The sequence below is a fragment of the Azospirillum sp. UFLA03-27 genome, from assembly GCF_059803775.1.
The window spans coordinates 1-11,203 of record NZ_JAUQTX010000219.1; the positions used below are offsets into that span (position 1 = coordinate 1).

Consider the following 11,203-nt stretch of genomic DNA (forward strand, 5'->3'; position numbering starts at 1 on the left):
ATCGCCATGCAGTACGGCATGGACCCGGTGCAGTTCGGCATCGTCATGCTGATCAACTGCGCGCTCGGCCTCAACACCCCGCCGGTCGGCACCACCCAGTTCATCGGCTGCGCCATCGGCGAGGTCTCCGTCGGGCAGGTCATGCGCTCCATCACACCCTTCTACGGCGCCCTCTTCGTCACCCTCCTCCTCGTCACCTACGTTCCCACCTTCTCACTCTGGCTCCCTCACCTCCTCATGCGCTGACCGGGCGCCCCCAACCGCACAGCAAGGATACCGCGGGGCGCCCCGATCACCGGGCGCCCCGCTGCAATGGAGACGAATCATGATGACCGCCGAACTCTGGCCGCAACTCGTCGCATTCGGGCAGGTGGTCGCCATCGACCTTGTTCTGGCCGGCGACAACGCCATCGTCGTCGGCATGGCCGCCGCCGCCGTCCCCGCGGAACAGCGGCGCCGGGTCATCCTGTGGGGCATCAGCGCGGCCATCGTGCTGCGCATCATCTTCGCGCTGATGACCACACAGCTTCTCGCCATCATCGGGCTGACTCTGGCCGGCGGCGTGCTTCTGCTCTGGGTCTGCTGGAAGATGTTCCGCGAACTGCGCTCCCAGGGCGCCGACGAGGTCACGCCGGAAGAGGCGCTGAACGCCCCCGACGTCCTGCCCGGAACCGCCTCCATCAACAACAACACGGCCGTCGCCGCCGTGGGGGCGGCGACCGTGGGCGCCGCCGTCTGGCAGATCGTGGTGGCCGATGTGTCGATGTCGCTTGACAATGTGCTGGCTGTGGCCGGTGCTGCCAAGGAGCATCCGACCGTGCTTGTGCTCGGCCTGCTGCTCTCGGTGGCGTTGATGGGCGCCGCCGCGAACGTAATTGCACGTGTTCTGCACAAACATCGCTGGATTGGTTGGATTGGTCTTGCGATCATCACTTATGTTGCGCTCGACATGGTCTGGCGGGGCTCGAACGAGGTTCTGGCCCACACGGCCTGGCTCGGCTGACGGGAAGAAAGGGATAAGGCCTGCCGCGGACGGCGTGCGGCGGGGCCAACGAGAAGCAAGACCGCCGTTGGGGAAGAGATGACATGTCCAAACCGTTAGAAATTGCCCAGGATAAGGCGGTGCGCCCAAGCCGGCTGGGGGGCGTTCAGGGGCGCCTGTTCACCGGCGTCGGCGCCGTGATGTGCTGCACGCTCGTCGCCATCGGGGTGGCGCTGACCGGATACGCCGGCTTCGGCCGGACGCTGCAGGTCATCACCGCGGAGGCCGTGCCGTCCGCGCTCGGCGCCCTGCGGGCGGCCCAGCACGCGGGCCGCATCGACGCGCTGGCTCCGGCCTTCCGCTCCGTCACCAGCAAGGAGGAGAAGGCGGATCTCGCGGCGCGCATCGCCATGGAGCGGCACGACTTCGAACGCGAACTGCGCGATCTGGCCGACCTGGAGCAGAACAGCGCCAACGCCGCGTCCCACGCCGGCAATCCGTCCGAAACAGCCGCCGCCAGCAGCGCCGCCCAGGCCCTGCTCGCCAACGTCACGCTCCTCGATCAGGCGGCGGACAAGCGGATCGGGCTGAGCGACCGCCGCTCCGAACTGCTGGAGCAGGTGGTCACCGCCACGCGGCGCTTGTCGCAGCTCGTGGCGCCCTGGAAATCGATCCACGGCAGCGGCGTGGACATGCAGCGCGCCGCCTTCCGGGATGACACCCGCCCGGCGGAGGAGCGGCTGAAGGCCGGCGAGGAGTATCTCCAGACCGAGGAGCAGCTCGCCATCGTCCGCGGCATCGACGACGGAGCCACCACCGTCCGCGGCCTGCTGACCGAAGCCGCCGCCAGCTCCGACGAAAACCGGCTGTCGATCATCGAGGCGCAGACGCGCATCCTCGTCACCACGATGACCGCCAACTCCGGACAGTTGCCCGAAGCCTCGCGCGAGGCGATGGCCGAACCGCTGAAGGCGATCGAAACCCTCTCGATTGAGCCGAACGGGCTGATTCCCACCCGGCTGGCCGAGCTGGAGATCCTGAAGGCGCAGCGGGACCTGCTGACCAACAACCTGAGCCTGTCCGAAACGCTGTCCATGGCCGTCGTGAACCTCGTGCACACGCAGGAGGGCGCCATCACCACCGCCGCCGAGGACAGCGAGAAGGCCTTGTCCAACGGCACGATCCTTCAGATCGGGGTCGGTGTGGTCAGCCTGCTGCTGTCGGCGCTGGTCGTTCTGGTCTTCGTGCGCCGCATGGTGGTGCGCCGCCTGCTCACCCTCCAGGGCGGGATGGAGCGCATCGCCGCCGGCGACCTCGACGTGACGGTTCCGTCCGGCGGCCGCGACGAGATCTCCGCCATGGCCCGCACGGTGGAGGTCTTCCGCGAGAACGCCCTCGCCAAGCGCCGGCTGGAGGCCGAGCAGATCGAATCCGCCCGCCGCGCCGAGGAGGACCGCAAGCGCTCGCTGGAGGAGATCGCCAGCAGCTTCGAGGGGGCCGTCGGCAGCGTGGTCAGCCGCTTCGTGGCGGAATCCACCGAAATGGAGGAAAGCGCCCGCAGCATGTCGGCCACGGCGGAGGAGACCAACCGTCTCGCCACCAGCGTCGCCGCCGCGACCGAGCAGACCTCAGCCAACGTGGAGACGGTCGCCGCCGCGTCGGAGCAGCTCACCAGCTCCATCGAGGAGATCACCCGCCAGATCACCGAATCCACCAACATCGTCCGCGAGGCGATGACCCTGGCCGAGCGCGCCAACGGGCAGATCGGCGGCCTTGCGGACTCCGTGCAGAGCATCGGGCGTGTCGTCGATCTCATCAACGACATCGCCAGCCAGACCAACCTGCTGGCGCTCAACGCCACCATCGAGGCGGCGCGCGCCGGCGAGGCCGGCAAGGGCTTCGCCGTCGTCGCCAACGAGGTGAAGGCGCTGGCCGCCCAGACCGCCCGCGCCACCGGCGAGATCGCCGCCCAGGCCGCCGGCATCCAGAGTGCCACCGGCGAGGCCGTGCAGGAGATCCAGGCGGTCGTCCAGGTCGTCACCCGCGTCGGCACCATCGGCGCCACCGTCGCCGCGGCGGTGGAGCAGCAGAGCGCGGCCACCAAGGAGATCGCCCGCAACGTCCATCAGGCGGCGCTGGGCACCACCGAGGTGACGCAGACCATCGCCGGCGTCAACGCCGCCGCCGACCGCAGCGGCACCGCCGCCCGCACCCTCCTCGACAAGGCCCACGACCTCGCCGACGGCGCCAACGCGCTCAACCGCGAGCTGTCCGGCTTCCTCCAGCGCGTCCGCGCGAGCTGACGGAAACGCCCTTTCCCGCGGCGGTGCGCGGGGAAGGGCGTCCTTCCTTTATTCCGAAATCACGATCTGGCGTTCGCGCCCGCCCTTGCCGACGATCTTCAGCACGCGGCGGCCGCGCTCGTCGCGGCTGGATTCGTCCAGCACGACCCGCCCCAGCGCGGCGAGCAGATGCAGAAGCTCACTGTTCGAGGCCACGCCGAAGCCTTTGCGAAGCTCCGCCAGCAGGACCTCGGTCTCATCGCGCGTCGTCACGGGCCCTGCCCTCCGGCTTTTGATTGCGGGGCCCAGCCTGCCGCAGGACGGGCCCCGCTGTCGAGTGCCCTGAGACGAGGGGTTTGAAAGCGGAAGAGGACGGCTTGCCAGCGCGCCCTTCGGCCACTACGGTCACTGCCCATATCGTCACCCCCGCGCCCGACGGCGCCGGCGGACCAGTCAGGAGAGGCAGCATGGCAAAGACAGGCAACGGGCGGAACGGCGCGGACAAGCCGGCCACCGGAACCTTCACGGGCACGCCGGCGGACCGCCTGGTCCGCTATTGGCGCAACAGCGACCGCCGCTTCGACGAACTGCTCGACGAGACGCTGGACGCCGGCCGCCAAGCGGTGCTTGAGGCCGCGCTGGACAAGCTGCGCGAGGAGGAGCAGCCGGAGTTTCTGGACGAGGTGGAGACCATCGCCGAATCCGTCCGGCGCACCGACTCCCAGGGCGACGACATGATCGCCACCCTCTTCTGGCTGGCGGTGGAGGTGTCCGGCGACCTGTCGCAACCGCCCGCCGCCGCCGCCATCGAAGAGGCGCTGGATTCCACCGGCCTGCTGGAGACCGCCGCCGACACGCGCCTGCTGCCGGTCTGGCTGGAGCCGGAAGCGCTGGTCTATCTGGAGGCCGCCGACCGCCGCACCCTGCTGCGGCGCATGCTGGACTCGACCGACGCGGCGCTGCGCTTCGTTCGCGAGGGCGACCTGCTGGCCGACCCGGCGGACGCCGGCACCCGGCTGGTCGGCGTCGTCGGGCTGATCGAGGAGGAGGCGGACGCCGTCGAGGCCGCCGGCGAGGATGCGGTTCCCGATTTCCTCGGGCTGGCCCGCATCGGCGAGGACGGCGAGCCCGAACTCGACCCCGCGGAGGAGACCCGCATCCGCGAGGCGCTGACCCGCTTCACGGCAGCCATCCAGGGCGCCGACCCGCGCGTCCAGCGCTGCGAGCCGGCCGGCGGGCTGAACGACCTGCTGGACCTGATCGCCGAGGCCGATTGGACGGACAATGGCGAACTGGCGGAACTCGCCTCCTTCATCGACGTGGCGAGCGACGAGACGGCGGACGCGGTGGTGGACGCGGTGGTGACCAGCACCGCGCATGGCCTGTTCGTCCGCGCCTTCAACGCCGATGGACGGCTGCTGGACGAACGTGCCTTTACCCTGCAGGGCGACGAGGCCGCCCAGGCCGTCGCCCTGCTCCAGCAGCGCTGCCGGAGCGTGACCAAGGAGTAGAAAGAGGCGGTTTCCGGGCGTCTTGTGGCGGGACGCCCCTTCGCCACCCTGTTGTTCGGCGCGGAAATCGGGTACACCCCTATTGGCAACCCGGTTTCCCGTCCCCACCCCAGTCTTGGAGCTTCTTCGATGCGCGACCAGTCACTCTCCATCGCCGAGGCGGCGGCCTGGCTGAAGTGCTCGGAAGCCGAGGTGGAGGAACTTGTGCAGGCGGGCCGGCTGCGCGCCGACCGGATGGAGCCGGCGATCGACCGGATCTCGCTCAACACCGTGATCGTCCTGGCGGAGAGCCTGCCGGTCGAACGCCGCATCTTCGAGGTGCGCGAAGCCGCCGGGCGGATGGACTCCTCCGAATCCCGCGGCCACTACCCGTCCCGCCCCTCCGGCGGCATGGACCAGCGCCCGCCGGTGGTCGTCGAGCGCCGTCCCTCGCGGTCCTTCACTCCCCGCTGACGGCAGCAGCCAAGGTTCTGCTCTGAAGCAGGCGCCGCCGGGCGGATACCCCGACGGCGCCCGAGTCCTGTCGGCTCAGACCAGTTCGACGCGCAGCGCGGTCGGGCCGCCGTCGCCCGGCACGGCGACGAAACGCACGTCCTCGCCGTCGGCCACCACTTCCAGCCCGGACTGGCGCAGGATCGCGCGGTCGAAATAGACGCCGATGCCCGTCTCGTCGTCCCACGGGTCGATCAGGCCGGACTGGCTGTCCAGATTGTACCAGCGCACGGTCCCATAAATCATTTCACCCGTTGGCACCGGCATCAGGGCCGGCGCCGACCGCTCGCGCCGCGGCTTGGGCTCACGGATGGCCGCCGGGGCGGCGGGGCGCACGGCCTGGGGGTCGCCGCCCTCCGGCTGGCGCTGGCGGCGCTGCTTCGGCGCGCGGGCCGGCTTGGCCTCCGCCGGGTCGGCGGGGGTGATGGAATGGATGGCCACGACCTGCGGCCCCTTCGGGGTCTCGGCGATGTCGCAGACGAGGCCCGTGCCCTCGGTCAGCGACACCTCGCCCAGCGAGGCGAGAACCCGGGAATGCAGAAACGCCTCACCGCTTCCGTCGGCGAAGCGGACGAAGCCGAAGCCCTTGTCGGCCTTGTACCATTTGACGACCGCCGTAACCTGCTGCTTTTGCTCTTCGCTCACTCTGGACACTCGATGCATGGAGGACAACCGGTCCAACAGTGACCGGATTTGTCGATCCGCGCAATGCGGCATCCGTTCGCCGCCCCCGCAATCGCACTTCGGTTTCACCATTTCCCACGGGAAAGAGGCGCCCCCGGCCGTCGACCCAACGGACCACCGCAGCAAAAGAGCGGAAAATTTTAAGTAAACGCACAAAAACGCTCTTTAAATCCGCTTTAAAATCCGCCCTGTACTCTCCCCTCCGAAGTCCATCGCGGAGAATCCCGTGGCTCGCTTCCGGCCCAACCGATTTAGGATGAGGATCTCCCGATGAGCCTGTTCAGCGCCATGCGGTCCGGTGTGAGCGGCATGTCCGCGCAAAGCTCGCGGATGGCCGCCATTTCGGACAACATCAGCAACTCCGCCACCATCGGCTACAAGCGCGCCGCGGTCGATTTTTCGACGCTGATGACCTCCTCCGGCTCGACGAGCAACTACTCCGCGGGCGGCGTCCGCTCCAACGTGCATTATCAGGTGTTGAAGGACGGGACCATCCAGGGCACCCAGTCCGCCACCGACATGGCCATCGAGGGGCGTGGCTTCTTCGTCGTCGCCGACAACGCCGGCACCACCGGAACCTCGCCCGGCTACGCGCTGACCCGCGCCGGCAGCTTCCTGCCCGACGACCAGGGCTTCCTGCGCAACAGCGCCGGCCAGTATCTCCAGGCCTGGAAGCTGGGTCCGGACGGCAGCCTGCCCGCGGTGAACCGCAGCAGCTTCGACGGGCTGAGCGCCGTCTCCATCGCCGGGCTGGCCTATGGCGGCAGCAAGACCTCGCAGATGAGCTTCGCCGGCAACCTGCCAGCGCAGGCCACGAACGGCACCAGCTTCGACACCTCCACCTCGCTCTACGACGGTCTCGGCAACCCGCTCGACGTCACGATGACCTGGACGAAGACGGCCAACCCGAACGAATGGACGCTGTCGGTCACGCCGCCCGCCGGCTACACCGCGACGCTGTCCACCAACACCGTCACCTTCGACACCACGGGCGCCAACGCCGGCCTGCCGGCGGGCGCCCTGCCGCAGATCACGCTGACCTCGCCGGCCAACCCGACGCCGGACACCGTCAACGTCACGGTCGGCAATCTGACCCAGCTCAACGGCGATTACGTGCCGCAGTTCATGGGCGACGGCGCCCGCGCCGGCCGCGTCAGCACCGTGGACATCGACAAGGCGGGCACGCTGTGGGCCGTCTACGACAACGGCGCCCGCCAGCCGCTCTATCAGGTGCCGGTCGCCGACGTGGTCAACCCCGGTGGTCTGGTCCCGCAGGATGGCAACACCTACACGCTGGGCATCGACAGCGGCACGATGACGCTGAGCAACGGCAACAGCGGCACCGCCGGCTCGGTCGCCGGCTACGCACTGGAGCAGTCGAACGTCGACATCGCGGAGGAGCTGGTGTCGCTGATCGAGACGCAGCGCGCCTACTCCTCGAACGCCACGCTGGTGCGCACCGCCGACGAGATGGTGGACGAAACCACCCGTCTGAAGCGCTGACGGACGGGAAAGGGGATAGCCCGCCATGAGCCTCCAACTGGCCCTCAGCGCCGCCCTGTCCGGGCTGCGCGCGACCCAGCAGCAAGCAGCGCTGGTCTCGCACAACATCACCAACGCCACCAACGCGGGCTTCGTCCGCAAGGATCTGGCCGTCTCCACCGCGATCAGCGGCGGGCGCGGCCAGGGTGTGCGCGTCGACGGCGTGCTGCGCAGCGTGGACGAGTTCCTGATCCGCGACGCCCGGTTCGAACAGAGCCGCTACACCGCGCAGGAAACCCGCGCCTCGGCGCTGGCCGACTACGCCACCACGCTGGGCCAGCCGCAGGACGAGCGGTCCGTTTCCACCGCCCTGGCAAAGCTCCAGCAGTCCTTCAGCCAGCTCCGCAACCAAGCGGACAACGAGGCGGCGCGCACCGCCGTGGTGGATTCCGCGGAATCGCTGGTGCGCCGCCTGCACGACACCGCCGCCGCCGCGATCACCGTGCAGAACGACGCCAAGGCGCGGCTCCAGTCCTCCGTCGACGAGGTCAACCGCTCGCTCGTCCGCATCGGGGAGCTGAACAGCGCCATCGCCACGCAGAAGGCCAAGGGCGCCGAGACCGGCGACCTGATGGACGAGCGCGACCGGCTGCTCGATCAGGTGTCGAGCGAGATCGGCATCCGCACCCACACCCGCGAGAGCGGGGAGGTCGTGGTGATGACCCGCAACGGCCAGACGCTGCTCGACCGCGAGCTGCCGGCGGGCGCCCAGCCGCTTCAGCTCGTCGGCGGCGATCTGGTGGCCGGTGGCAAGATCATCTCCGACAACCCGGACCAGGACATTCAGAGCGGGCGCATCATGGGCTATGTCCAGACCGCCCATCAGGACATGCCGCGGGCGCTGGCCCAGCTCGACGAGCTAGCGGCGGGCATCGTCCGGCAGTTCCAGGCGGCGGAGGCCGACCCCACCCAGCCCGGCCTGTTCACCGACGCCGGCGCCGCCTACGGCACGACGGACGGTCTGGCCTCGCGCATCGCCGTCAACGGCAGCGTGCGAAGCAACCCTTGGATGGTGCAGAGCGGCGTCCAGGCGGGCGCGCCGCTGGCATCGGGCGATACCACGCAGATCGACCGTTTCCTGAACGCCTTCTCGGCCACCCGCAGCTTCGCCGCGGCGGACCTGCCCTCCTCGGCCACGCTGGGCGACTACGCCACCGGCATGGTCTCCACCCAGCAGGGCTACCGCACCACCGCCGAGTCCGAGATGAAGACCCGCAAGATCAGCGCCGACGCGCTGCAATCGGCGCGGCTCAACCGCGACGGCGTGAACGTCGACGACGAAATGCAGAAGCTGCTGCTGATCGAGCAGAGCTACGGCGCTAGCGCCCAGGTGCTGCAGGCCGCCGGGCGGATGCTCGACACGCTGCTCCAGATCCGGAACTGACGCCATGCTCTACAACGCCGTCTCCACCCTCGGCCTTTCCAAGCGCCTGCAGACCGCCAACACCGAGCTTCAGCTCGAACGGCTGCGCAACAACGACGAGATCGCCAGCGGCAAGCATTTCGATGTCGCCAAGGCGCTGGGTGCGCGCACCGGGCAGGCCATCGCGCTGCGCAACCTGTATGACGAGACCGAGCAGACCCTGAAATCCACCGCCCTGCTGCAAGGCCGGTTGGGCACCATGGACAGCGCGCTGACCAACATCCTGTCCGCGGGGCAGGACGTTCTGGCCGCCGCCTCGGTCGGGCTGGGGCAGCCCTCGCCCACCGGCAGCTCCCTCCAGGTGCGGGCGCGCGCCATGCTGGACCAGGTGGTGGGCATGCTCAACGCCTCCTCCGGCAACGGCTATCTGTTCGGCGGGGTGGAGGTGAAGGCCGCCCCCATGCGCGCCGTGCAGGGCGACGACTCCGGCCTGCCCTCGCCCATCCAGATCGTGCAGGACGCCATCGCCGCGGCCACCGGGGGCACCGCGTCGCCGCAGAACCCGGCCGAGACCGCCGCCGCCGTGGCGGCGCTGGACGACCTGTTCGCCACGCCGTCGGCCTCGCCGCTCGGCTTCGAGGGCGGGTTCTACCAGGGGGCGCCCTCGACCGCGCCGCGCCTCAGCGCCCGGCCCGACCGCACGACCGAGATCCCCTACGGCATCCAGGGCAACGACCCGGCCATGCGGGACCTGCTCCAGGGCCTCTACATGCTGGCCAGCGTCGACACCAGCCAGCTGCCGCTGGACGCCTACAAGCCCTACATGGAGGCCGCGGTCGCCAAGGTGTCCGGCGGCATCGAGGGGGTCCGCGACGCCACCGCGCAACTGGGCATCCACCGCGCGCAGCTCGACGACATCGCGGCGATGAACACGACGCAGCTTCGCATCCTCAACGACCAGCTCGACGCGATGGAAAGCGTCGATCCGGCGGAGGCCAGCCTGCGCATGAACCAGCTCGAGGTGCAGATCGAGGCGACCGCGGCGGCCACCGCCCGCATCGCCCGGATGAGCCTCGCCAATTACCTGTAGGACGGCAAGGCCTCCCTGCGGGATGATGAAAGACGGTCTGATGAAGCATGGTCCGATCCGCCGAGCCCTCCGCGTGGCAGCGCTGGCCGCGGCCTGCCTGCTGGGCGCCGCCGCCATGGCGGGCGATGGGCTGGCCCAGACGCGGGTGAAGGATCTCGTCACCTTCGACGGGGTGCGCCGCAACCAGCTCATCGGCTACGGCCTCGTGGTCGGTCTGAACGGCTCGGGCGACCGGCTGATCAACACGCCCTTCACCGAGCAGAGCCTGAAGGGCATGCTGGAGCGTCTGGGCATCAACACCCGCGACGAGGTGCTGCGCACCCGCAACGCCGCGGCGGTGATGGTCACAGCCTCGCTGCCGCCCTTCGCCCGCCAGGGCACGACCATCGACATCACCGTGTCGGCGCTGGGCGACGCCACCAGCCTGCTCGGCGGCACGCTGCTGGTCACGCCGCTGCTGGGCGCCGACGGGCAGGCCTACGCCGTGGCCCAGGGGTCGCTGTCGGTCAGCGGCTTCTCGGCCGGCGGGGTGGCCGCCAACGTGACCAAGGGCGTGCCGACGAGCGCCCGCATCGCCAACGGCGCCATCGTGGAGCGCGAGCTGAAATTCGCGCTGGACGAGACAACTGCGGTCCGCATGGCGCTGCGCAACCCCGACTTCACCACCGCCAACCGCATCGCCGACGCGGTAGCGGTGCGGTTGGGCAGCAGCGCCGTCCATGTGCTGGACGCGACCACCGTCGATGTCCGCATCCCGCCCCGCTACACCGGCGCAGTCGCCCGGCTGATCGGCGACATCGAGCAGCTCACCGTGCGCCCGGACGGCATCGCGCGGGTGGTGGTGGACGAGCGCAGCGGCACCGTGGTCATCGGCGACGACGTGCGCATCAGTCGCGTCGCCATCACCCAGGGCAACCTGACCGTCCGCGTGGTGGAAACGCCCCAGGTGTCCCAGCCGCAGCCCTTCTCCGACGGGCAGACCGTGGTGGTGCCGCGCACCGACGTGCAGGTGCAGGAGGGCAACGGGCGCCAGTTCGTCACCATCGGCGGCAACGTCAGCCTGCAGCAGCTCGTCAACGGGCTGAATGCGCTGGGCGTCGGGCCGCGCGACATGGTGGCCATCCTCCAGGCCATCAAGGCGGCGGGCGCCCTGCACGCCGACCTGGAAATCATCTGACACCTCCGGCCGGACGACGACACGATGGACATCTCCCCCCTGTCTCTTATACACATCTGACGCTGCCGACGATTATACGC

General features: G+C 69.6%; 11 protein-coding genes. 9 read left to right on the forward strand and 2 right to left on the reverse strand.

What is annotated here, in order from left to right; genetic code table 11:
- From Q4I23_RS25090 to Q4I23_RS25100, 3 genes are all read left to right on the forward strand, one after another.
- A partial coding sequence (locus Q4I23_RS25090) for a TRAP transporter large permease subunit (RefSeq protein WP_498528023.1) occupies positions 1-246 on the forward strand: 246 nt, incomplete at its 5' end.
- Positions 247-325: 79 nt separating this feature from the next.
- Entirely contained in the window at positions 326-1,003 is a 678-nt protein-coding gene (locus Q4I23_RS25095) for a TerC family protein (RefSeq protein WP_498528024.1), read from the forward strand.
- An 83-nt stretch (positions 1,004-1,086) separates the two neighbouring features.
- Positions 1,087-3,285 (forward strand): methyl-accepting chemotaxis protein, encoded by a 2,199-nt coding sequence (locus tag Q4I23_RS25100; RefSeq protein ID WP_454020861.1) that lies wholly within the window; start codon positions 1,087-1,089, stop codon positions 3,283-3,285.
- A gap of 48 nt (positions 3,286-3,333) precedes the next feature.
- On the opposite strand, the gene Q4I23_RS25105 is transcribed toward Q4I23_RS25100, so the two are convergent.
- Positions 3,334-3,537, reverse strand: coding sequence for a hypothetical protein (locus Q4I23_RS25105; RefSeq protein ID WP_014199687.1), 204 nt, complete (start codon positions 3,535-3,537; stop codon positions 3,334-3,336).
- 194 nt (positions 3,538-3,731) lie between these two features.
- On the opposite strand from Q4I23_RS25105, the gene Q4I23_RS25110 reads away from it, so the two are divergent.
- Positions 3,732-4,775 carry a hypothetical protein gene (locus Q4I23_RS25110; RefSeq protein ID WP_454020860.1) on the forward strand — a complete coding sequence of 348 codons (1,044 nt, stop codon included), beginning with the start codon at positions 3,732-3,734 and terminating at the stop codon, positions 4,773-4,775.
- Positions 4,776-4,904: 129 nt separating this feature from the next.
- Positions 4,905-5,228: a hypothetical protein gene (locus tag Q4I23_RS25115; RefSeq protein WP_014199685.1), complete on the forward strand. Its 324-nt coding sequence runs from the start codon at positions 4,905-4,907 to the stop codon at positions 5,226-5,228.
- Between the two features lie 75 nt (positions 5,229-5,303).
- On the opposite strand, the gene Q4I23_RS25120 is transcribed toward Q4I23_RS25115, so the two are convergent.
- On the reverse strand, positions 5,304-5,912 hold the full coding sequence (locus tag Q4I23_RS25120; RefSeq protein WP_040137955.1) for a cold-shock protein: 609 nt from the start codon (positions 5,910-5,912) through the stop codon (positions 5,304-5,306).
- A gap of 309 nt (positions 5,913-6,221) precedes the next feature.
- On the opposite strand from Q4I23_RS25120, the gene Q4I23_RS25125 reads away from it, so the two are divergent.
- From Q4I23_RS25125 to Q4I23_RS25140, 4 genes are read left to right on the forward strand one after another with little or no spacing between them, the layout of a single operon-like run.
- On the forward strand, positions 6,222-7,454 hold the full coding sequence (locus Q4I23_RS25125) for a flagellar hook protein FlgE (protein ID WP_454020859.1): 1,233 nt from the start codon (positions 6,222-6,224) through the stop codon (positions 7,452-7,454).
- 25 nt (positions 7,455-7,479) lie between these two features.
- Complete coding sequence (flgK, locus tag Q4I23_RS25130) at positions 7,480-8,877, forward strand: flagellar hook-associated protein FlgK (protein WP_498528025.1); 1,398 nt, start codon at positions 7,480-7,482, stop codon at positions 8,875-8,877.
- Positions 8,878-8,881: 4 nt separating this feature from the next.
- Positions 8,882-9,946 (forward strand): flagellin, encoded by a 1,065-nt coding sequence (locus Q4I23_RS25135; RefSeq protein WP_498528026.1) that lies wholly within the window; start codon positions 8,882-8,884, stop codon positions 9,944-9,946.
- A 40-nt stretch (positions 9,947-9,986) separates the two neighbouring features.
- Positions 9,987-11,123, forward strand: coding sequence for a flagellar basal body P-ring protein FlgI (locus tag Q4I23_RS25140; protein WP_145626140.1), 1,137 nt, complete (start codon positions 9,987-9,989; stop codon positions 11,121-11,123).
- Positions 11,124-11,203: the final 80 nt, after the last annotated feature.

Bases quoted from the DNA above. Each gene is read 5' to 3' on its own strand.
- Q4I23_RS25095 (WP_498528024.1), top strand. From the start codon at position 326: ATGATGACCGCCGAACTCTGGCCGCAACTCGTCGCATTCGGGCAGGTG.
- Q4I23_RS25100 (WP_454020861.1), top strand. From the start codon at position 1,087: ATGTCCAAACCGTTAGAAATTGCCCAGGATAAGGCGGTGCGCCCAAGC.
- Q4I23_RS25110 (WP_454020860.1), top strand. From the start codon at position 3,732: ATGGCAAAGACAGGCAACGGGCGGAACGGCGCGGACAAGCCGGCCACC.
- Q4I23_RS25115 (WP_014199685.1), top strand. From the start codon at position 4,905: ATGCGCGACCAGTCACTCTCCATCGCCGAGGCGGCGGCCTGGCTGAAG.
- Q4I23_RS25125 (WP_454020859.1), top strand. From the start codon at position 6,222: ATGAGCCTGTTCAGCGCCATGCGGTCCGGTGTGAGCGGCATGTCCGCG.
- flgK (WP_498528025.1), top strand. From the start codon at position 7,480: ATGAGCCTCCAACTGGCCCTCAGCGCCGCCCTGTCCGGGCTGCGCGCG.
- Q4I23_RS25135 (WP_498528026.1), top strand. From the start codon at position 8,882: ATGCTCTACAACGCCGTCTCCACCCTCGGCCTTTCCAAGCGCCTGCAG.
- Q4I23_RS25140 (WP_145626140.1), top strand. From the start codon at position 9,987: ATGAAGCATGGTCCGATCCGCCGAGCCCTCCGCGTGGCAGCGCTGGCC.